Source organism: Cupriavidus pampae, from assembly GCF_914271485.1.
GTDB lineage: Bacteria > Pseudomonadota > Gammaproteobacteria > Burkholderiales > Burkholderiaceae > Cupriavidus > Cupriavidus pampae.
Genome location: NZ_CAJZAG010000001.1, coordinates 336,606 through 359,196 on the forward strand (window position 1 = coordinate 336,606; position 22,591 = coordinate 359,196).

Annotated in this window: 12 protein-coding genes; 7 read left to right on the forward strand and 5 right to left on the reverse strand. The window is 67.1% G+C overall.

Annotation, left to right across the window (positions count from 1 at the left end):
* Positions 1 to 2 precede the first annotated feature (2 nt).
* The 5 genes from LDO41_RS01640 to LDO41_RS01660 form a co-directional block, all read right to left on the reverse strand.
* Positions 3 to 2,498: a TonB-dependent siderophore receptor gene (locus LDO41_RS01640; RefSeq protein ID WP_223981018.1), complete on the reverse strand. Its 2,496-nt coding sequence runs from the start codon at positions 2,496 to 2,498 to the stop codon at positions 3 to 5.
* Positions 2,499 to 2,511: 13 nt separating this feature from the next.
* Complete coding sequence (locus LDO41_RS01645; RefSeq protein WP_223982318.1) at positions 2,512 to 3,504, reverse strand: FecR domain-containing protein; 993 nt, start codon at positions 3,502 to 3,504, stop codon at positions 2,512 to 2,514.
* Positions 3,504 to 4,019, reverse strand: coding sequence for a sigma-70 family RNA polymerase sigma factor (locus tag LDO41_RS01650; RefSeq protein WP_223981021.1), 516 nt, complete (start codon positions 4,017 to 4,019; stop codon positions 3,504 to 3,506). The genes LDO41_RS01645 and LDO41_RS01650 overlap by 1 nt, the downstream gene beginning before the upstream one ends.
* Positions 4,020 to 4,178: 159 nt before the next feature.
* Positions 4,179 to 6,347 carry a TonB-dependent siderophore receptor gene (locus tag LDO41_RS01655; RefSeq protein ID WP_223981024.1) on the reverse strand — a complete coding sequence of 723 codons (2,169 nt, stop codon included), beginning with the start codon at positions 6,345 to 6,347 and terminating at the stop codon, positions 4,179 to 4,181.
* 113 nt (positions 6,348 to 6,460) lie between these two features.
* Complete coding sequence (locus LDO41_RS01660; protein WP_223981026.1) at positions 6,461 to 7,405, reverse strand: alpha/beta hydrolase; 945 nt, start codon at positions 7,403 to 7,405, stop codon at positions 6,461 to 6,463.
* 285 nt (positions 7,406 to 7,690) lie between these two features.
* On the opposite strand from LDO41_RS01660, the gene LDO41_RS01665 reads away from it, so the two are divergent.
* The 7 genes from LDO41_RS01665 to LDO41_RS01695 all read left to right on the forward strand — a co-directional run bounded on the left by LDO41_RS01665 (position 7,691) and on the right by LDO41_RS01695 (position 22,580).
* Positions 7,691 to 9,988: a penicillin acylase family protein gene (locus LDO41_RS01665; RefSeq protein WP_253074764.1), complete on the forward strand. Its 2,298-nt coding sequence runs from the start codon at positions 7,691 to 7,693 to the stop codon at positions 9,986 to 9,988.
* Between the two features lie 119 nt (positions 9,989 to 10,107).
* On the forward strand, positions 10,108 to 10,344 hold the full coding sequence (locus LDO41_RS01670) for an MbtH family protein (RefSeq protein WP_223981032.1): 237 nt from the start codon (positions 10,108 to 10,110) through the stop codon (positions 10,342 to 10,344).
* 5 nt (positions 10,345 to 10,349) lie between these two features.
* Positions 10,350 to 11,090 carry a thioesterase II family protein gene (locus tag LDO41_RS01675; RefSeq protein ID WP_223981035.1) on the forward strand — a complete coding sequence of 247 codons (741 nt, stop codon included), beginning with the start codon at positions 10,350 to 10,352 and terminating at the stop codon, positions 11,088 to 11,090.
* A complete protein-coding gene (locus LDO41_RS01680) occupies positions 11,068 to 11,772 on the forward strand; it encodes a 4'-phosphopantetheinyl transferase family protein (RefSeq protein ID WP_223981038.1) in 705 nt (234 codons plus the stop codon). Before LDO41_RS01675 ends, LDO41_RS01680 begins: the two co-directional genes overlap by 23 nt.
* Positions 11,757 to 12,737: a TauD/TfdA family dioxygenase gene (locus LDO41_RS01685; protein WP_223981041.1), complete on the forward strand. Its 981-nt coding sequence runs from the start codon at positions 11,757 to 11,759 to the stop codon at positions 12,735 to 12,737. Before LDO41_RS01680 ends, LDO41_RS01685 begins: the two co-directional genes overlap by 16 nt.
* Positions 12,738 to 12,750: 13 nt before the next feature.
* Positions 12,751 to 18,036: a non-ribosomal peptide synthetase gene (locus tag LDO41_RS01690; RefSeq protein WP_223981043.1), complete on the forward strand. Its 5,286-nt coding sequence runs from the start codon at positions 12,751 to 12,753 to the stop codon at positions 18,034 to 18,036.
* Complete coding sequence (locus LDO41_RS01695) at positions 18,036 to 22,580, forward strand: type I polyketide synthase (protein WP_223981046.1); 4,545 nt, start codon at positions 18,036 to 18,038, stop codon at positions 22,578 to 22,580. The genes LDO41_RS01690 and LDO41_RS01695 overlap by 1 nt, the downstream gene beginning before the upstream one ends.
* Positions 22,581 to 22,591 lie beyond the last annotated feature (11 nt).

Genomic DNA, 22,591 nt, shown 5'->3' on the forward strand with positions numbered 1-22,591 from the left:
ATCTAGAACTCGATCCTGGCGCTGAGCTTGAACGTGCGCGGAGCGCCTTGCGTCAGATAGGACGCGCTCGTGAGCCAGTACGCCTTGTTGGTGAGATTGTCGATATTGAACCGGACGACCGTGCGGGCGCCGCCGAGGCGTCCTTCGTAGCGGATGCCCGTGTCGAACAGCGTGTAAGCGGGCACCGTCGCGGTATTGGCGGAGTCGATCGGCCGCGCGCCGTAGTACTGCAGTCCGCCGGTGAGCGTCAGCCCGGTGTCGCCGAGCCGGTATTCGGTATAGAGCTTGGCCTGCTGGCGCGGTGTGCCGTCCACGCGCTTGCCGGCCAGCGTCGGATCGCCGGTCTCGTTTTTGGCATCGAGGAACATCACGCTGCCGATCAGTTGCCAGCGTGCCGTGAGCCGCGTCTTCGCCAGCAGCTCGAGGCCGTCGTAGCGGGACTCGCCATCCTGCGTGAAGACGTTCTGCGCCGTGGTGTAGGTAAGGCCGCGCTGGATGCGGAACACGGCAGCGGAGGCGTACCACCGCTGCCGGTCCACCTTGACGCCGGCCTCCACCTGCCGGGTCTTCAGCGGGGCAAACACTTCCTGAGCGTTTGCCGCCGTCAGCGGCGCGGTGGCGCCTTGTTCCAGCGCCTCCATATAGCTGCCATAGATCGAGAGCGCGGGCAGCGGCTTGAACACCACGGCCCCCGTCGGCGTATAGGCGGTCTTGTCATACCCGTTGATGCTGTCACGGAGACCATTGCGCCGGAGGCCGGCGATCACATCGAGATGCTCGCCGATATGGAGCGTGTCCGAAGCGAACACCGCGCGTTGCGTGGTATAGCTGCCCAGCGTGTCGGCGGGCGGCGCCTCGAGGTGCGGATTGTCGAAGCTGCCGGGGTTCGCGAGGTTGCCGGTGCCCAGCACCGCCTCGTTGGTCACGCTCGAGAAGTACGTGCGAATGCGGCCGTACGAGGTACCGAAAACCAGTTCGTGGCGAATGAATCCGGTGTGCACGGTGCCCGTGACCAGGGCCTGCACGTCGTCGGTGTCGAACTGGTCGGTACCGCCATATTGCACTTCGGTGTAGTCGCCCACGCGGTTCACGAACATCGAGCCGTTCATATAGACGCGCTCCATCGTGGACCCGCGATAGCGCAGGCTGGCTTTCCAGTTTTCGGCGAACGCCCAGCTGACATCGGTGCCATAGACCCTGGCGCGTGTTTCGTAGCTGGTGAACGGCGAGAAAATCCGCCTGCTGCCCGGAATCGCCGGCGGGGGCTGCGCCACCGCGAAGTCGGTTTCACTGCCGCTCGCGTTCGGGAAGATGCCCCAGCTCGACGAACCCGTGACGCGCCGGTTGACGGTCAGCACGTCCGCACCCCACACCAGATTCGGCAGCACGCGCCAGTCCACCGCCAGCGACGCGGAGCCCCGTTCGACGCGCCCACCATGCTTGACATAGCTGTCACCCGTTTCGCCGACCACGTTGACGCGGTAGCCGAAGCGATCGTCCGTGCCAAAGCGTCCGCCCAGATCGCCGCTCAATAGCATCGTGCCGCTGTCCGTGATCGAGGTCAGGACGTCGCGCTTCGGGGTATCGGTGGGCCGTTTGCTGATGAAGTTGACGATGCCACCGGGCTGCGCGAAGCCATACAGGAAGCCGCTCGCGCCCTTGAGCACCTGAATCTGCTCGAAGTGTTCCACCGGTAGATCGCCGCTCCATCCGAAGATGTTGAGGCCGTCGATCTTGCGCCCACTCAGCAGATCGAGCCCCACACCGCGAATCGCGATCTGCGACGACAGGCCGCCGATGTTGTTGCTGATCGGCGTGACGGAGGCATCGGTTTTCAGGGCGTCGACGAGCGACGCGGCCTGTTGATTGTCCAGTTGATCGCGGGTAATCACCTCCACGCTGTACGGGAGGTCAACGATCGCGCGATGGCCCATCGCCCCGAGGTCGACCGTGGTGGCACGGTAATTGTCATCGCCGCTGGCGCCAGGTGCGGCCGTCACGGTCACCTCGGCCAGCATGGAGATGGGCAACGGCGGCGGCACCTCCGGAGCCGGTCCGGTGAGGGCGCTTGGACGCAGCCAGTAGCCGCCGCCCGCGGTCGCGACGGCCTCGAGCGGCTGTCCGCTCAACAGTGCGCGCAGTGCCTCGGGGACGGTATAGGTGCCACGCAAGCCGTCGCTATGCATCGATGCCGCCATTGCGGGATCGATCGCAATCGGCACGCCGGCGGCGGCACCGAATTGCGCGAGCGTGACGTCGAGTGGGCCGGGCGCGATATCGAAGCGCTGCGCGGAGCGCGGGCCGGTTTTGTCGCTGGCCTGATCCGTGACGGGGGCCGTGGTCGTTGCGGTCTGCGCGATGGCGCCTGGCGCAGCCGACGCCATCAAGGCGCCGGTGCCCGCCATGAGGAACGCGCGCAGGGTGCCGTGCAGCCTGCGCGCGCGGGGCTGGTCGGCAACGCTGCGGCGGCGCGCACCACGATTGGAGTGACGAAGCACTGTACTGCCGAAGCTAGCGAGGAAGGACGGTTACCCAATAGGGCGTGATCGCTCGGGTGCGGACGGGTACGGCTTTCGCCAGCAGCATCAGCGCGGCGTCGGTGTCATCCAGCGGAAACGCGCCGGAGACGCTCAAGGTGGCAAGCGATGGGTCGCAGCGCAGCACCCCGCGACGGTATCGCGCGAGTTCGGCGATGAAATCGGGCAACGGCATCCGGCGCGCGAGCAGCATGCCGTCGAGCCAGGACCGGCTGGCGAGGTCGAGGGTTTCAGCGGTGCCCACGGCCGTCGCGTTGAAGCTGGCCTGCTGCCCGGCCGACACCTGCGCGGGCGTGCTGCCGGCCACGGGCGCAATGCGGACCGCGCCTTCGGTTACCGCCACGGAGATCGTGTCGGCACGGCCACTGGCGGTGCCAGCGGAGACATCGCGCACCACGAAGCGCGTGCCGAGCGGGACGATATCGCCAAATCGGGTGGCCACGCGCAGGGGCCGATGCCGTGCGTCCTTCGCCGTGTGCACGGCAATCTCGCCGGTCAGCAGGCGAATGGTGCGGGTGTCGCGGTCGAATGCAACATCGATCGCGGACGCCGTGTTGAGCGTGACCACCGAGCCGTCGGGCAACTCGATGGTGCGCCGTTCGCCGGGCCCGGTCGACTGGTCCGCGGCAAGACGGTCATAGCGACCGGGTTCGGATAGAAGCCAGGTACCACCGCCAAGCATCGCCAATGCGCCGATGCCCGCGAGCGATTTGACCATGTCGCGGCGGGAGCGCTGCGTGGCGCTCATGCCCAATGCGTGACGGGCCACGGCAGGCGGTACGCCCGCCATGCCATCGCGAATGCGCAGGTTGATCGCGCTGATCATCTCCCAGGCCGTCTCATGCTCGGGATCCGCGGCGCGCCAGCGGGCGCAGGCCACTTCGTCAGCGGCGGTCGCCTCGCCCGATTGGAAGGTTGTCATCCATACAGCGGCCTGCTCGATGACTTTGGCATCCGGCGCGCCCATCAGCGGTGGACCAACTGGCACAGCTGTACGTAGGCGCGGGTCATGGCTTTCTGCACGACGTTGACCGTCACTTCGAGCTGCTCGGCGATTTCCTTGTAGGCCAGGCCGTCGATCTGCGACAGCAGGAAGATCTCGCGCACGCGCGGCGGCAGCCGGTCGAGCGCACGGCTGATCTCGGTGAGGGCCTCCAGCACCAGCGCGCGCGTCTCCGGGGAGGCCACGGTGGCTTCCGGATGGCAGGCCAGCGCGTCCAGATAGGCGCGCTCCAGCGCCAGACGACGGAAATAATCGGTGGTCAGATTGGTCGAGACGGCCGTCAGGTACGCGCGCGGCTCCCGCAGCGACTCGGCGTCGCCGTGCTTGAGCAGGCGCGCGAAGGTGTCGTGCGCCAGGTCGGCGGCATTGTCCACGTTACCGAGCTTGCGCGACAGCAGGCCAACCAGCCAACCGTGATGGCTGCGATAGATGCTCGCGAAAGCGTGGCCCGTGCTTCCGGCCGTATCTGTCAATGCCATGGTGACAATCCCGTCGCGACGCCGCGCGTTTGGAGTTATTGCGAACGATTTGCATTCTAGTTGTGGTTTAGAGCGTACGCAAGTGACGGGAAATGTCCAAAAAATCACAAGGTTATCGGCTGGAAGGTGATTTTCCAGCCGATAACCGTTACTCACCGATCAGAAGTCCAGCTGCGCGCTGAGCTTGAAGACGCGCGGGGCGCCTTGCGTCAGATACGACGCGCTGGTCAGCCAGTAGGCCTTGTTGGTCAGGTTGTCGATATTGAAGCGGAAGGTGGCACGGTTGCCGTTGACGCGCGTCGTGTAGCGGACGCCGGCATCGAACAGCGTGTAGGACGACAGACGCACCGTATTGGCCGGGTCGATCGGACGCGCGCCGTAATACTGGACGCCGCCGGTCACCGTGAAGCCGGTATCCCACAGGCGGTATTCCGTGTAGAGCGCCGCCTGCTGCTTGGGCGTGCCATCGACGCGATTGCCGTTGATCCCTTCGGCGGCGCTCTCGTTCTTGGCATTGAGGAACAGGACCGTGGCGCCGATCAGCCACTGCGGCGTGGGGCGGATCTTGCCGCCGATTTCCAGACCGTCGTAACGCGCTTCGCCGTCCTGCGTGAACAGGCCTTCGGAGGTGGTGTACGTCAGGCCGCGCTTGATGCGGAACACCGCGGCGTTGGCCGACCAGGTGGAACGGTCCGCTTTCACGCCGACTTCATACTGCTTGCTCTTGAGCGGGGCGAACACCTGATTGGCATTGACGGCCTGCAGCGGTGCCGTGGCGCCTTGCTCCAGCGATTCCACGTAGCTGGTGTACGCGGACAGCCAGTTGGTCGGCTTGAAGATGATCGCGCCGGTGGGCGTGGTCGCGCTCTTGTCGTAGTCGTTGACCGTGTCCTTGATGTTGTTGCGGCGCACGCCGACCACGAGGTCGAGGTGTTCGCCGACGTGCATCGTGTCGGAGACGAAGAACGCGCGCTGCGAGGTGTAGCTGTTCAGCGTATCGGCCGGTTCGGCGCTGAGGTGCGGATTGTCGAAGGTGCCAGGATTGGCCAGGTTGCCCGAGCCCAGCGTGGCGAAGTTGAAGATGCTGGACGTGTACGAACGAATGCGGCCATACGACGCGCCGAACGTCAGGTCGTGGGTGACGAACCAGGTCTTGACCTTGCCCTGCACCAGGCCGAGCACGTCGTCGGTCTTGAACTTGTCCGTGCCGCCGTACTGTTCTTCCGTGTAGTCGCCCGCGGCATTGGCATAGATCGAGCCGTTGAGGTAGATCCGGTCCATCATCGAGCCGCGGTAGGCAATGCGCGCCTTCCAGTCTTCGGCGAAGCCCCAGTCGACCGCGGTGCCCCAGACCTTGGCGCGCGTCTCGTAGCTCGTGAACGGGGAGTAGATGCGCTTGCTGCCGCGGATGGGCGAGGGCGCTTGCGCCACGGCGAAGTCGTCGTTGAGCCCGGTGGCGTTCGGGAACAGGCCCCAGCCCGACGAACCCTTGACCACGCGGTCCATGCCGAGGAAGTCGGCGCTCCACACCAGGTTCGGCATGATGCGCCAGTCCAGCGCGACCGATGCCGAGCCGCGCTTGATGCGGCCGCCATCGTTGACGTAGCTGTCGCCCGCCTCGCCGACCAGCACCGTGCGATAGCCGAAGCGGTCGTCCGGGCCGAAGCGGCCGCCGACGTCGCCGCCCAGCAGGAACTGGCCGCTGTCCGTGACGGACGTGAACACGCTGCGCGTCGGCGTGTCGGTGGGGCGCTTGCTGACGAAGTTGACGATGCCGCCCGGTTGGCCAAAGCCATAGAGGAAGCCGCCGGCGCCCTTCAGTACCTGAATCTGGTCGAAATGTTCCAGCGGCAGGTCGCCGCTCCAGCCGAAGATGTTCAGGCCGTCGATCTTGCGGCCGTACAGCAGATCCAGCGGAATGCCGCGGATGGCGATCTGCGAGGACAGGCCGCCGATATTGTTCGAGGTGATCGACACCGACGCGTCATTCTTGAGCGCCTGCACCAGCGACGTGGCCTGCTGGTTGTCCATCAGTTCGCGCGTCACCACGTCCACGCTATAGGGCGTGTCGAGCAGGGACTTGTTGCCCATCGCGCCGAGGTTGGTGTTATCCACGCGGTAGAGACTGTCCGTTGCGGTGGCGCTGACCGTCACGGGCGGAAGCGTGGCGACGGGACTGGCTGCCGGCGACGTTGCGGTGGCCGCTTCCTGTGCGTGCAGCGCGCCTGCCGTCAGCGTAAGGCCGAGCACGGCGCCGTGTACGGCGAGGGTAAGTCGGGACAGCCGGAATGGCGTCAGGCCCGTTGCCAACTTCGAGGTGGTTTCCATTGATTGAATAGTTATGGCTTGGTGGATGAAAAAGCTGGTTGCAGGGGCGGCGCCGCTGTCTTGCTCCCCAAGACTTGCGGCTTCGTCCGCTGCGCCCGTCTGAAAAAAATCGGCTAGTTGCGTTGGAACGCCCGCGCGAGCGCGGTGGCGATATGGGTGCGCATCCGCGCGGTTTCGTCCACGACGTTGCCGAGGCGGCCAAAGTCATGGACCACGCCCGGCCAGGTCACCGCTTCGGCGGCAACGCCGGCGGCCTGGAGCCGACGCGCATAGGCGTGGCCTTCGTCGACGAGTGGGTCGAACTCGGCCAGCAGGATCACGGCAGGCGCGAGGCCGGCAAGATCCGGCGCTTCGAGCGGGGCGAAGCGCCAGTCCGCGCGGTCCGCCGGCTGGCGCAGGTAGTGGCCGAACATCCATTGCAGGGTTTGCTGCTCGAGCAGGAAGCCGCTGGCATAGCGCTGGTGCGAGGCCGAGTCCTGATGCGCGCTGGTGCAGGGGTAGAGCAGGAGTTGCAGCAACGGTTGCGGCGTGCCCGCGTTGCGGGCCGCGATGCAGAGCGCCGTGGCGAGCGTGCCGCCCGCGCTGTCTCCGCCCACCGCGATGCGGGCGGGGTCGAGGCCCAGCGAGCTGGCGTTGGCGCGCAGCCATGCCAGCGCGTCTTCCGCATCCAGGAAAGCGGTCGGGAACTTGTGTTCGGGCGCCAGCCGATAGTCGATGGCCAGCACCGCGCAGCCGGCCTCCTGGGCGAGGTCGCGGCACAGCGAGTCGTGCGAATCCAGCCCGCCGACCACGTAGCCGCCGCCGTGAAAGTACAACAGCACGGGCAAGGGCGCGGGGGCACTGCCCCGGTACAGCCGGGCCGCCAGTTGATGGCCATCGCGCGCTGGGATGCTCAGTTCCTCGGTATCCACCTCGCTGCCGGGGCCGTCCAGCGCCTGCGTGGCGGCGTCGTAGACCGCGCGGGCTTCGGCGGGCGTCATGGCGCTCATGGCACGGCGTTTCTGGTCCCCCAGGGCCGCAAGTTCCAGGAACGCTTCGAGATCGGGATGCAAAGGCATGTTATTTCGCGGTGCGATGACATTATTTCCGGCGCAGTCCGCCGGCCTGAGTCCGGTGAATGACGCCAATCCAGAACCATGACGAAATAGGAATTATTTTGTTCATGCACGATCCGGGCGTTTGAACAGATGGCGCGGCTGGCCGTCTTCTCCATGCGATCAACGGAATCGGCGAACGGGCGGGCAGTCATGTTTTTTGGCGGACGGCAACACAGAAGGTGGGCGGGACTGGCGGCAGCGCTGCTGAGTTGGGTTGGGCTGGCGGTCGCCGCAGGTGGAGAGTCGGTGGAGATCCGCCGGACCACCGACGGCATTCCCCACGTCCGCGCCGGCGACTGGCGCGCACTGGGCGTCGGGGTGGGCTATGCGCAGGCGCAGGACGCGCTGTGCACGCTGGCGGAGGGGTTCGTGACTTTTGCCGGCGAGCGCTCGCGCTATTTCGGTGCAGAGGCGCGCCCGGCGCGCAATGCCACCTTCGGCCGTCCGGGCAATCTCGAGCTCGACGTCTTCTTTCGCAGCTTTGCGGACGATGCCGTGGTGGCGCGTTACGAAGCGGACCAGCCGCGTGAACTCAACGCGCTGATCGAAGGCTTTGCCGCTGGCTATAACCGCTATCTGCGCGCGGCCAGCGCCGCCCGGCCGGTGCCCGCCTGCGTGGCAGCGCCATGGGTGCGCCAGATTTCAGCGCGCGATATCTACCGACGCATGTATGCCGCGCAGGTCGCGGCGGGGCTGGCGCGCTTTATCCCGGAGATCGCCAACGCGAAGCCGCCGGGTTTGACGCCCGCCAGCGCCGCAACCGAAGACGATGCGGGCGCGTTACAAACGGTAGAAGCGCTACAGGCGCTACAGGCGCGCCTGGCGATCCCGATCGGCGATCAGCCTGGGCTTGGCAGCAATGCCATGGCGTTCGGCGGGGCGGTGACCGGCGGGCAGGGTGGCGTGCTGCTGGGCAATCCGCACTGGTTCTGGGGCGGCCCGGATCGCTTCTATCAGATGCATCTGACCATCCCGGGCAAGCTGGACGTGGCGGGGGTGGCATTCCTCGGCATACCCGTGGTGATGATCGGCTTCAATGCCAATGTCGCGTGGAGCCATACGGTATCGGCCGCGCGCCGTTTCGGGCTGTTCGATCTGACGCTTGATCCCGCGGATCCCACGCGCTACCGCTGGCATGGCGAGAGCGTGCCGATGGCAGCGCGCGAGGTGTCCATCGACGTCAAGGGGGCGGACGGGGTGGTGCGCGCGGTCCGGCGTACCGTGTATCGCACGCGCTTTGGCCCGGTGATCGATCTGGGCCGGCAGCACGCGGCGCTCGGCTGGGGCGATGCGCGGGCGCTGGCGATTCGCGACATCAACGCCGACAACTTCCGCATCTTTCGCAATTTCTTCTACTGGAATCAGGCGAAGTCGCTGGACGACTTCATTGCGATCCAGCGTCGCGAGGCGGCGGTACCGTGGGTCAATACCGTGGCCATCGGGCGCGGCGACCCTCGCGTCTGGTATGCCGATGTGGGCGCGGTGCCCAATGTCCCCGATGCCCTGCGCGCGCGCTGCGCCACGCCCACGGCGCGCGCCTTCGCGGCCGTGGATCCGTTGACGCCCGTGCTCGATGGCAGCCAGCCAGATTGCGACTGGCAGGCCGATGCGCACGCCGTGCAGACCGGTGCGATGCCGCCTGACGCCATGCCCTCGCTGCTGCGCGACGACTACGTCGCCAATATGAACGACAGCTACTGGCTGACCAATCCGCGGCAGCCATTGGAGGGCTTTCCGCTGGTACTGGGCGGCGAGCGTCAGGCGCTGAGTCTGCGCAGTCGCCTTGGTTATCGCATCGCGAACGACATCGCCAATGAGGGCGCGCTGCCAAAGCGCTCGGCCGCAGCGGTGGCGCGGGCGCTGATGACGCAGGCGCTGGACGCGCGCGTGTTGTCCGCGGAATTGTTCAAGGACGAGTTGCTGGCGCGCGCCTGCACGCCGACGAGCGACGCTTGCGAGACCCTGACGCATTGGCGTAACGAGGGCGGAACGCACGATCGTGGCGCGCTGCTCTGGTCGACGTTCTGGACCGGACTCGCCAAGCCGCCAATGAACAAGTTCTATCGCGTGCCCTTTTCCGCGGACGACCCGTTGCACACGCCGCGCGCGCCGGCGGCCGCGATGGATGGCGATGACGCGGCGCGCGCGCTGAGCACGGCCGTGCAGACACTCGCGCGCGGCGGCTCGGCGCCGGGCACACCGCTCGGTGCCGTGCAGTACGTGCGCACCGGTGGCACACGTGTGCCGCTGTATGGCGGCTGCCAGGAGATGGGCTACTTCACGGTGCTCTGCAATGCCGATCACAGTCCCGTCATGGGCCCCGATACGCACGGCAACAGCTATCTGCAGGTGGTGTACTTCGGCGCGCGTGGCGTGGAAGCGCGCACGTTGCTCGCGCATGGGGAGCGGGACACCGCGGTCGACAACGGCCCCGGCAGCGCACCTGTGGCGCGCTATGCGCGCAAGGACTGGCTGCGGTTTCCGTTCCTCGAGACAGACATCGCGCGCGATCCGCATCTGCGCCGCACGACACTGGTCCCCTGAAGACCATGCCGCCAGCAAGGCACCTGAACAGATCGCGCGTTGCTTCGTCTTAGACAGCGAAGACCCGCCCGCGGAATGTCGTGGCGGGACCGCATTGTTCCAACCAACGAGGATGCCGCATGTCGACCAGTTGCTTCGACCGTGAAGACGAAACTTTTATCGTGCTGGTGAACCAGGAGGACCAGTACTCGATCTGGCCGCACTGGAAGGCAGTGCCCGGCGGCTGGACCGCCGTGGAAGGCATCAAGGGCGACAAGAAGACCGTACTCGAGTATGTGGAGAAGACGTGGGTCGATATGCGCCCGCGCTCGCTCCGCGAATGGATGGAGCAACAGACCGCCGGCGCGGCGAGCTGAACGGCATGCGTGAGCCGCTGACCCTGTTGTGCCTGCCATGCGCGGGCGCGAGTGCCACCATGTATCTGCGCTGGCGCCGCACACTGCCAGCCTGGGTGCAGGTGGTGCCGGTGGAGTTGCCGGGGCGCGGTGGCCGCATCGCGGAACCGTTCGTCGAGGATTTCGAGGCGATGGTGACGCGGCTGTGCGAAGAGCAGCGCGCCGCGCTGCAGGGCCGTTACGCACTGTTCGGCCACAGCATGGGCGCATTGCTGGCCTATGGCATCGCCCGGCGTCAACTGGCGCGTAACGCGCCGCTGCCGCTGGCGCTGATGTTGTCGGGCAGCCCCGCGCCCACGCAGCGCGATACCGAGCGCTTTGCCCACAAGGATGATGACGCCGCGCTGATCGCCGATCTGCGCCGTCAGGGCGGCACCCCCGAAGAAGTGTTCAAGAGCCCGGACCTGATTCGCCTGACGCTCGATGTGCTCGGTGCCGATTATCGCGTGTGCGAAAGCTTCAGCCATGCGGCCCCGGGCAATCTGCCGGTGCCGATTCACGCGCTTGCCGGGCGGCAGGATCCCATCTCGGCGGAACGCATCGAGGCCTGGCGCGAGGAAGGCACGGCGGGCTTCACGCTCGACTGGTTCGACGGCAATCATTTCTTCGTGCGCCACGATGAGCCGCAAGTGCTGGCGACCGTGGCGCGGCGGCTGGCGCAGAGCGTGCCGGAGGGCAGCCCCGATGCAACGCGTGCCATTGCCTGACCTGCGCGGCACCACGCCGGGCGCGATCGAAGTGCATCGCGTGGATCTGGCGCTCGATCGCGAACCGGCAGAGGCACTGATGCAGTTGGACGCTGCGGAACGCGTACAGGCCGGGCGCTTTGCGCGTTGCGAGGATCGTGTGAGATTTGCCACCACGCGCGCTGCGGTGCGCGGGCTGCTGGCACGTCGGCTCGGCTGCGCGCCCACACAGGTACGGTTTGCATATAACCGGCACGGCAAGCCGCACGTCGCGGATCTGCCGGACCTGCCATTCAACGTGACGCATGCCGGTGCGCATGCACTGATTGCCATCGGCGATGGGACGTGCATCGAGGCGCTCGGCATCGATATCGAACTCTGCCAGCGCACGGGCGATGCGATGTCGATCCTCGACGTGGCCTTTACCGCGTGCGAACAGGCCCGCATCCGTGCCGCGGCCGATCCGCTGGCCGCGCTGTATCGGCACTGGTCGGCCAAGGAGGCGGCACTGAAGGCGGTGGGCGTCGGCGTGGCTGAACACCTGCATGCGCTGACGGTGGACCCCGAGCACCACCAGAACATCGTCGTCAGCAGCCGGTTGGCTGGCTGGACATCTCTTCAAGCCATGGCGCTAGCCATGCCGGGCGGCTACGTTGCCGCGCTGGCCTGGCGCCTCAAGGAGCATTCATGCAAGACATCATGACCCGCTTCGAACGGCGGGCACCCGCCGGTTCCGATCTGCCCGTACTGATCTCGCCGTCGATTTCGGGGCAGTCGCTGCTGTCGGGCCTGGCGCAGTTCCGCGACCCGATCGAGACCGCGCTGCACATGGTGGGCGGCGTACTGCTGCGCGGCTTCGAGGTGCCGTCGGTCGACGCCTTCCAGCAATTTGCCGCCGGCTTTGGCCATCCGCTGCTCAAGTACGAGTTCGCTTCCACGCCGCGCAGCGCGGTGTCGTCGTCGGGCATCTATACCTCGACCGAGTATCCCGCGCATCAGCATATTCCACTGCACAACGAACAGGCCTACACACGCGAATGGCCGATGAAGATCTGGTTCCATTGCGTCACCGCTTCGCCCGAGGGCGGAGAGACGCCGATCGCGGACAGCCGTGCCATCTACCGTCGCATGCCCGTGACGATCCGCGAGCGCTTTGCGCCCGGCATTCTGTACGTGCGCAACTATGGCGAGTTCGACGTGCCCTGGCAGACGGTGTTCAACACCGCGGACCGCGGCGAGGTGGAAGCGTTCTGCCAGCGTGCCGGTATCCGCTGGGAGTGGAAGGACGACGATGAACTGCGCACCACGCAGTTGTGCCAGGCGGTGGAGAAGCATCCCGTGACCGGAGACATGGTGTGGTTCAACCAGGCGCACCTGTTTCACGTCTCGAACCTGCAGGCGGAGGTGCGCGAATCGCTGGAAGACCTCGTCGGCGTGGAGAACTTGCCGCGCAATACGTACTACGCCGATGGCTCGCCGATTCCGGATGCGGTGTTCGACGAAGTGCGCGCGGTGCTCGACGCGGAGACCGTGTCGTTCCGCTGGCAGGAGGGCGACGTGCTGATGCTCGACAACATGCTGGCCGCTCACGCGCGCGCGCCGTTCAAGGGACCACGCAAGGTGGTGGTGGCGATGGCGGAGCCGCACGGCAATCTTGGCCGTTTCTGAGTCGGGGCAATTCATGCATACACAGCAGCTTACGGAGCACGGCCCCGTGGATTTCGTTACCCATCTACAGGCACTGGCCGCGCAGCGGCCCGAGGACGATGCGCTGATCGTGGCGAAGGACGACGGCAGCGGCGTGGCGGAAGCACGCTTCACATACGGCGCCTTTACGCAGCGCACGCGCGCGCTTGCCGCGACGCTGCAACGTTATCGCGGGCTTGGCGAGCGCGCGCTGGTGATGCTCGATAACGACGAGCACTACGCGGTGTCGATGTTCGCGTGCTTCTTCGCGGGCACCATCGCGGTACCGGTGTTTCCGCCGGAATCGGCGCGGGCGCTGCATCTGGCGCGGCTCACGGGCATTGCGGCCGATGCGCGCGCGCGCATCGTGCTGACGACGCATGACATGGCTGCGGCGATCGCGTCGGCTTTCGATGCGACCACCGGGTCTGCCGTTACCGTGATTGCCGTCGATACGATCGATCCCGCAGCGAGCGACGACTGGCAGCCGTTCACGCCGGCCGCGAGCGACATCGCCTTCCTGCAATACACGTCGGGGTCGACATCCGCGCCCAAGGGCGTCATGGTGAGCCATGGCAACCTGATGGCCAACGAGCGCGCGATTCAGCAAAAACTGGGCGTGGGCCCCGATGACAAGTTCGCGGTGTGGGCGCCTCTGTACCACGACATGGGCCTGATCGGCGGGCTACTGCAGCCGTTCTACACGGGCATTCCATGCGTGCTGACGTCGCCGCGCTTCTTCCTCGAGCGTCCGGTGCGCTGGCTGGAGATGATTGCGCGGCATCGCGCCACGCTGAGCGGTGGCCCCGACTTCGCGTACCGATTGTGTCTGGATCGCGTCAAGGACAGCCAGATCGCCGCGCTGGATCTTTCCAGCTGGCGGGTGGCGTACACGGGCGCCGAGCCCGTGCGCGGTGACACGATGGAAGCTTTCGCGGCGCGCTTTGCACCGGCCGGGTTCACGCCCGACGCCATCTACCCGTGTTACGGGCTGGCGGAGTCCACGCTGTTCGTCACCGGTGTTACCCGCGGCGCGGGCATGACCACGCGGGCCTTCGACGCGGCGCGCCTGGCTGGCGGTGACGGCGAACCCGCGCAGCAGGAAGCGGGCAGCACGGTGCTGGTGGGATGCGGCACCGTCGCCGACGGCCATGCGCTGCGAATCGTCGGCGAGGCAGGCACGCCGCTCCCGGAGGGACGCATCGGCGAGATCTGGGCCAGCGGCGACAGTATCGGTACCGGCTACTGGGAGAAGCCGCAAGAGACCGCCGAAACGTTCGTCGAACGTGACGGCGCGCGCTGGCTACGCACCGGCGACCTCGGTTTTCTGCATGCGGGTCATCTGTACGTGACTGGGCGGCTCAAGGATCTGATCATCGTGCGCGGGCACAACCTGTATCCGCAGGATCTGGAGCGCGCGATCGAGGCGGACGTCGACGTGGTGCGCAAGGGACGTGTGGCCGCCTTTGCGGTACAGCGCGACGGCAAGGAGGGCATCGGCGTCGCGGCCGAGGTATCGCGCAGCACGCAGAAGCTGATATCGCCGCAGGCGCTGGTGGAAGCGATGAGCGCTGCTGTGAGCGAGGTATGCGGCGAGCCGCTAGCCGTGGTGGTGCTGCTCAATCCGGGCCAGATGCCGAAGACGTCGAGCGGCAAGTTGCAGCGCGGCGCCTGCCGGCGTGGGTGGGCGGCGGGCTCGCTCGATGCCTATGCCACGTTCGAGTATGGCAAGTTGAAAAGCGGCGAGGCTGCTGCGACCGCATCCGCGGCAGGCAGCGACACGGCGTTGGACGAGACCGAGCAGACGCTGGCGGACATCTGGCGCGACGTCCTGCGCTTGTCTACCGACGTCGCCACCGAGCGCACCACTCACTTCTTCCTGCTAGGCGGCAACTCGCTGGCCGCTGCGCAAGTGGTGGCGCGTATCGGCGCGCATTGGCATATCGACGTCACCGCGGCGCTGTTGTTCGAACAGCCGCGCCTTGGCGATTGCGCCGCCGCCATCCGTGCGCGCGTGACTACCGGCGCGCGCGACGCGCAGGCTGCTGTGGTGCCATGGCAGTGCGCTGCCGAAGATGGGCCGCGCCCGCTGTCCCATGCACAGCAGCGCCAATGGTTCCTGTGGCACCTGGAACCATCCAGCACCGCCTATCACGTGGCGGGCACGCTGTCGCTGACGGGGCTGCTCGACGTGGCGGCGCTGCGCGGCGCGCTGCAGCGCGTGATCGAACGGCACGCCTCGCTGCGCACGGTGTTTCAGTCGGGCGCGAATGGCGAAGGGCAACAGGTAGTACTGCCGTCGCTGGCGATCGACCTCGAGGTTGTCGATCTGTCGCTGCTGCCGGCGGCCGAGCGGGACGCCGTTGCTGCCGAACAGGCCGCGCAACTGACGGGCCAGCCGTTCGATCTCCTGCACGGTCCGCTGCTGCGCGTGGCGCTGCTGCGCATGGGGCCCGAGCAGCATCGGCTGGCGGTGGCGATGCACCATATCGTTTCCGATGGTGCCTCCATGCGCATCTGGATCGACGAACTCGCGCGCGCTTATGCGGGCCTGCACGAAGCGACGCCGCCGCGCCAAGCCTACGCGGACTATGCCGCGTGGCAGGCGCAATGGCTCGCGACCGGCGAGAGCGATCGTCAACTCGCGTACTGGCGCCAGCAGCTCGGCACGACGCATCCGGTGCTGGCGCTGCCAGTCGATCGTCCGCGTGAAGCGGTGGCGCGGTATCAAGCTGCCGTGCAGGAGATCGAGATGCCGGCGGACCTGATGGCGCGCCTGCGCCAGACGGCGGCATCGTATGACGCCACCGTGTTTATGGCGATGCTGGCCGGGCTGCAGACGCTGCTGTACCGCTACACCGCCCAGCAGGATGTGCGCGTTGGGGTGCCGGTGGCCAACCGCAATCATCCGGGCACCGAGACGCTTATCGGCATGTTCGTCAACACGCTGGTGCTGCGTAACGAGGTGAGCGACCGCATGCCGCTGACAGCGGTGCTGCGTCACGCCCGAGGCAGCGCGCTGGAGGCACTTGCGCATCAGGACCTGCCGTTCGAGCAACTGGTGGAAGCGCTGCAACCGCAGCGGAGCCTGAGCCATAGCCCGCTGTTTCAGGTGCTGTTCAACTACCTGAACGAGGACTACACCACTTTCGAGCGGTTGACGGGCCTGTCGGCCAGTGGCGAGCCGATAACGGGGCAGGCCGCGCAGTTCGAACTGTCGGTGGAGGTGCGCGAGCGCGCCGCGCGCGGCACGTCCATTCGTCTGATCTACGCGCGGGAGCTGTTCGACCCCGCGACCATCGCGCGCTTCGGCGAGCGTTACCTGCGCGTGCTGCGTGCACTCGCTGAGCAGCCGGACAGCGCGGTGGGCGACGTGGCCCTGTTGAGCCAGCCGGAGCAGGACCAGCAGCACGCATGGGATCGAGGTCCGGTCATCGAGGTGGGCGAGCCCATCGTGCACGCGCGCTTCGAGCAACAGGTGGCGCGGCAGCCGGACGCCGTGGCGCTTCGCTTCGACGACGTGGTGCTTGACTATGCCACGCTCAACGCGCGCGCCAATCGGCTCGCGCATCATCTGATCGGCCTGGGCGTGAGGCCCGAGACGCGCGTCGGTATCGCGATGACGCGTTCGGTGGAGATGGTGGTCAGCCTGCTGGCCATCATGAAAGCCGGTGGCGCCTACGTGCCGATCGATCCCGACTATCCGGCGGATCGTATCGCCTACATGCTCGAAGACAGCGCCGTGAGTCTGCTGCTGACGCAACAGCACCTGATCGCGACGTTGCCGGTGAACGACGCGCTATCGCTGCTGGCCGTGGATGCGCTGGAGCCCGCGTTGGCGACGCAGCCGACCGGCAATCCGAACGTGGCGCTGCATGGCGAGAACCTCGTCTACCTGATCTACACGTCGGGTTCGACTGGACGTCCGAAGGGCGCCGGCAACCGCCATCGCGCGCTCTGCAACCGGCTCGCATGGGGGCAGGCGCATCAGCCGCTGGCAGCGGGCGATACGGTGCTGCAGAAAACGCCGTTCAGCTTCGATATCTCGTTCTGGGAGTTCTTCTGGCCGTTGACGACCGGTGCCACGCTGGCGGTGGCCGGTCCGGGCGATCACCGTGATCCGGCCCGGCTCGTCGCGCTGATCGCGCAGCACCGCGTGACCACCATTCACTTCGTGCCGTCGATGCTGCAGGCATTCATGGCCCACGATGGCGCGCAGGCATGTCAGGGTATCCAGCGCATCGTCTGCAGCGGCGAGGCCTTGCCCGCGGATCTGCAGGCGCGCGTGCTCGCGGCGTACCCGCGCGCGACGCTGCTCAATCTCTATGGTCCCACCGAGGCCGCGATCGAGGTCACGTACTGGGATTGCCGCAACGATGGTGCGGCCACGGTGCCGATCGGCAAACCTATCGCCAATCTGCGTACGCATGTGCTCGACGGCGCGCTGAACCGGGTGCCGAGGGGCGTGGCCGGTGAGCTGTATCTGGGCGGTGGCGGACTGGCGCGCGGGTATTGGAATCGTCCCGGGCTGTCCGCTGAACGCTTTGTTGCCGATCCGTTCGATCCGGCCGGTGGCCGTCTGTATCGCACGGGCGACCTTGTGCGCTGGCGTGCCGATGGCGAGATCGAGTATCTCGGCCGCATCGATCATCAGGTGAAGGTGCGCGGGTTCCGCATCGAACTGGGTGAGGTGGAGGCGGCGTTGCTGGCGCTGGAGGGTATTCGCGAAGCGGTGGTGGTGGCGCAGCAGATGGGTACCGATCAGCGGCTCGTGGCCTATATCCAGGGCGATGCGGTCGATGTTGCGGGCCTCAAGGAAGCGCTCGGTCGCGTGCTGCCGGACTACATGGTGCCGTCGCTGATCGTGCCGCTGGACGTCATGCCGCTGAACAGCAATGGCAAGGTCGATCGCAAGGCGCTGCCTGCGCCGGAAGCGGTCAGCCTCCAACCGTACGAGGCGCCGGCGGGCGAAATCGGGCAGGCGCTGGCGACCATCTGGTCCGAGGTGCTGCGTCTGGAGCGGGTGGGCCAGCACGACAATTTCTTCGATATCGGCGGCCATTCGCTGTTGCTGATTCGTGTGCACCGTCTGCTCGAGGGCCGCCTCGGGTTAAAGGTGCCGCTGATGGACCTGTTCCAGTATCCAACCATTGGCGCGTTGACCCGACACCTCGAGGACGATGGTGACGGCGCACAGGCCGACGCGGACAGTCGTGAGCGGGCGCTGCGTCAACGCGGCGCGCGGCTGCGTCGGGGCCGTGCCGCCGCGGGAGTCAACTGATGCGGCGCTACGAAGCATTGCCCGACGCCACCGGGCTGGAGATCGCGATCGTCGGCATGGCCGGGCGGTTCCCGGACGCGCCCGACGTGGACGCGCTGTGGCGCAATATCCGCGATGGCGTGGAGTCGGTGTCCACGTTCAGCGATGCGGACCTCGATGCGGCTGGTGTGCCGTCCGCCGTGCGGGCGGATGCGGCGTACGTCAACGCGGGCGTCCGCTTTATGGGCGCCGATCTGTTCGATGCGGCGTTCTTTGGCTATTCGCCGCGCGAGGCGGAATCGCTCGATCCGCAACAGCGCATCTTCCTCGAATGCGCGTGGCATGCGCTCGAACATGCGGGCTACGATGCCTCGCGCTTGACGGTGCCGGTGACGGTGCCGGTGGGCGTTTATGCGGGTTCCGGTGCCAATCTCTATCTGATGCGGCATCTGCTGCCGCGTTGCGAGTTGGGCGCGGGTGCCGGCATTGCCGAGCTGATCGGGCTGATGAACGGCAACGCCAACGATGCGCTGAGCACGCGCGTGGCGTACAAGCTGAATCTGCGCGGTCCGGCCGTAACGGTGCAGACCGCGTGTTCGACGTCGCTGGTGGCGGTGCATATGGCCTGCGAGGCGCTGCTATCCGAAGCCTGCGATATGGCGCTGGCAGGCGGCGTGTGGCTGAACCTGCTGCAGGACGCGGGCTATCGTCATCAGGCCGGGGCGATCTTGTCCTCCGACGGTCATTGCCGTGCGTTTGATGCCAGTGCCGACGGTACCGTGCTGGGTAGTGGCGCCGGCATCGTCGTGCTCAAGCGGCTGGCGCAGGCGCTCGAGGATGGCGATACGATCCACGCGGTGATTCGCGCCACGGCCATCAATAACGATGGCGCGGACAAGGTTGGCTATACCGCGCCGAGCGTGGCGGGGCAGGCTGACGTCATTCGCACCGCGCAGACGCTGGCTGATGTGTCGCCCGATTCGATTGGCTATGTGGAAGCGCATGGCACGGGCACGACGCTCGGCGATCCGATCGAGATCGCCGCGCTGACGCAGGCGTTTCGTGGCGGCAGCGCGCGTCCGCAATCGTGCGCGGTGGGGTCGATCAAGACCAATATCGGCCACCTCGACGCCGCCGCGGGCGTGGCGGGACTGATCAAGACCGTGCAGGCGCTGCGGCACCGTACGTTGCCGCCCAGCCTCAACTTTACGCAGCCGAATCCCCGCATCGACTTCGCGGCGAGCCCGTTCTACGTCAATACCCGCGCCGCGGCTTGGCCCGCTGGCCCGACTCCGCGTCGTGCAGGGGTGAGTTCGTTCGGCATGGGCGGTACCAATGCGCACGCGGTGCTCGAGGAAGCGCCGCCGCTGCGGCGTGCGGCCTCCGCGACCTCCGCGACCTCCGCGACCTCTAACGTGTCGCCGCAGCTGTTGCTGGTCTCGGCACGTAGCGATGCCGCCGTGGCGCAAGCCGCTGGCGCGCTGGGCGAGCATCTTGATCAGACGCCGGACCTCGCGCTTGGCGATGTCGCTCACACGCTCGCGGTGGGGCGTCGTCGATTTGCGCATCGTGCCGCCGTGGTGGCGTCCGATCTCGGGGCCGCCGCGCAGAGCTTGCGTACGCGCATCGCGCCGGACTACGTCAGTGGATCGGTATTGTCGGTGCAGCCCTCGGTAGCCTTTCTGTTCCCGGGGCAGGGCGCGCAACACGTGGATATGGCGCGCGCGCTGTACGAACGCGAGCCGCTGTTTCGTGCCACCGTGGATCGCTGCTGCGAGGCGCTGCGTGCCCCGCTGGGCGAGGATTTGCGTGCATGGCTCTATCCCGATGCCACGCTGGCAACGGAGGCCGCCGCGCAGTTGCAGCGCACGGCGCTGACGCAGCCGGCGCTGTTCGTCATCGAATATGCGCTGGCCACGTTGTGGATGGCCTGGGGCGTACGCCCCGATGCCATGCTCGGGCACAGCATCGGCGAGTACGTGGCCGCGTGCATTGCCGGCGTTTTCTCGCTCGACGATGCGCTGACGCTGGTGGCCGCGCGCGGCAAGTTGCTGCAGTCGACGGCGCCAGGCGCGATGCTCGCCGTCACGCTGCCGGAATCGGCGCTGGCACCGTATCTGGAAGGCGGCTGCGATCTTGCGGCGGTGAATGCGACCGCAAGCGACGCGTCGCTATGCGTGCTGTCCGGCACGCCGGCTGCTATTGCGGAGGCGGAGCGGCGCCTGACCGCCGAAGGCGTGGCGGTGCGCGCGTTGCACGTCTCGCATGCGTTTCACTCGGCGCTGCTCGACCCCGTGGTCGGCGAGTTCGAGGCGCTGGTCGCGCGCATGACGCTGAGCGCGCCGACCATCCCGTTCATCTCCAACGTCACTGGGCAATGGATCACCGAGGCCGAGGCCCGCAGCCCTCAGTATTGGGCGCGGCATCTGCGCGGCACGGTGCGCTTCGCCGATGGCCTCGACACGCTGCTGGACAAGGCCGATCGCATTGCCTTGGAGGTTGGCCCCGGCGATACGCTGGCGTCGCTGGTCAAGCGCCATGCCAAGGTCGGCACGCGTCCCGTGCTGGCGACGCAGGCGCATCCGAAGCGCGCGGACTTGCAGGCCGATCAGCCGCTTCGTTGCCTGGCGCAGCTATGGGTGGCAGGCGTCGATATCGATGCCGCGTTGGCGGCGCGTGCGTTGCCGGCCGATGGTCACCAATACGGCCGCGTCCCATTGCCCACGTATCCGTTCGAACGCCAGTCCTACTGGGTACCGCTTCCCGATGCGACGGACAACAAGCCAGCCCGCTCCACGACAGGGCCGCGCGACATCGCAGACTGGTTCCATGTGCCCGTGTTCCGTCGCTCGGTCTTGCCGACGATTGGTCAGGCCAAGGGTTGCACGCTTGTGCTTGGCGATGCGGGCAGCCTGTCGGACCGTTTGCTGCAAAAGCTGGCGTCGCATAACGCGGCGCGGGTGGTCAGCGTCGCGGCGGGTGCCGCGTTCGCCCGCGTCGACGCCCATCATTACGTCGCGCGCCCCGATTCCGCGCAAGACCTCGAACAGGTGCTACGCGCCATCGACGGCAGCGACATCGCGCACGTCTGCCATCTGTGGAGCCTCGGTGGCAACGGCTATCGCAGCGTACTGGCACTGGCACAAGCCCTCGATGCGACGGCGACACAGGCGGCCGTGCTGGTCGTCACCGATCAACTTGCAGACGTCACCGGCACAGAGGCGCTCGACCCGGAACGGGCCATGCTGCTGGGCCCGGCGCTGGTTATGCCTCAGGAAATCGCAGGGGTGAGCTGCCGTCTGGTCGACGTCGAGCTGCCTGCATCGGGTAGCGCCGCCGAAACGCGCCTGGTCGCTCAGCTTTGCGCGGAGCTGCATAGCACAGGAGATCACGCCGCCGATACGCTGCTCGCCTACCGCGGGCCGCATCGCTGGGTCCGCCACTACGAGCCTGCGGCCGATGCAGGCACCGCGCCGGCAAGGCTGCGTCAGAGCGGCGTCTACCTGATTACCGGCGGCCTTGGCGGCGTGGGCATGGCGCTTGCGCGGCATCTGGCGTCCCACTGGCAAGCACGGCTGGTACTGGTGTCGCGTCATGCGGATCGCGACGATGCACCAGTATGTGAGGGCGCGGAGATTCTGCGGATCGCGGCCGACGTCACCGATCCGGCCTCGATTCGTGCCGCTGTCGCGCAGGCACGCGCGCATTTCGGCGCGCTGCACGGCGTGATCCACGCGGCCGGCGCCGTCGGCGACGGCATGATCGCGCGGCGATCCGAGGCGATCGCCGAGCAGGTGTTCGCACCAAAGATTGCCGGTACGCGCCATCTGATGGACGCGCTCGATGGCGACGCGCTGGACTTCCTGGTGCTCTGCTCATCGCTGGCCAGCATCGCGGGTGGTATCGGCCGCGTCGACTATGCCGCGGCCAATGCCTACCTCGATGCCTACGCCACGCTGCAATGGCGCACGCGTGGCTATCCGGTGATTGCCGTCAACTGGGACGGCTGGCGCGACATCGGCATGGCGGCTGGCATCGCCTTGCCCGACGGCGTGGGCATTGCGCCGGAACAGGGCGGCATGGCGCTCGAGCGCATCGTCAACGGACCTGCCGTGGCGCAGATGGTGGTGGTGACGACCGACCTCGAGAGCCGCCTGCGCGGACTCGATGCCGACGCGCTGGACGCCATCGACATCGGACAGCCCACCGCGCGCCCGCGTCATCCGCGCCCCGCGTTGCAGACGCCGTTCGTCATGCCCGCCGACGACCTCACGATCGGCCTGGCCGATCTGTGGGGCGACCTGCTCGGCGTCGATGGCGTGGGGCTGCACGACAACCTGTTCGAACTGGGCGGCGATTCGCTGCTCGCCATCCAGTTGCTCGCCCGCGTGCGGGCCGCGTGGGGCGTGAACGTGCATCCGTCCGCGTTCTTCCGGGAGCCGACCCTCGACGCGCTCGCGCTCCTCGTCGAGGGCCTGCTGATCGATGCCATCGCCACCGCTGATCCCGACGAGCCCGATGAGCCCAATCCGGTGCGGGAAGCCGCGCCTGCCGCAACCCTTTGACGCTAGCCAGC